Source organism: Staphylococcus pasteuri (assembly GCF_030547725.1).
GTDB lineage: Bacteria > Bacillota > Bacilli > Staphylococcales > Staphylococcaceae > Staphylococcus > Staphylococcus pasteuri.
This window is the reverse complement of the sequence record NZ_JAUOQO010000926.1, coordinates 1-238: the sequence shown is the minus strand read 5'-3', so window position 1 is coordinate 238 and position 238 is coordinate 1. Positions and strand designations below refer to the sequence as shown.

1 protein-coding gene is annotated in these 238 nt (G+C 43.3%); it reads right to left on the bottom strand.

Going from position 1 to position 238, the window contains the following annotated elements:
- A partial coding sequence (locus tag Q4528_RS15930) for an oligogalacturonate-specific porin KdgM family protein (RefSeq protein ID WP_303522726.1) occupies positions 1-238 on the bottom strand: 238 nt, incomplete at both ends.

The window sequence follows — 238 nt, the reverse complement described above, 5'->3', positions numbered from 1 at the left end:
CCATTGTTTTGCGTATCCTCATAACGGTAACGGGCAGCGACAAAAATACCATTATCAAAGTTATAACCACCTTTTAAGGCAAACTTACCAGTATTTGAATCAATCGCTACATTACGGGTGTATTCAGCACGCGGTTGAACATAAGCGTTACCAAACTTGTAGGTGTAATCGGCAGCAAAGGTGGCTTCATGTAAACCAGACTCGTGCTGGTTTTCACCATAAGGGCGACCACCTAAAC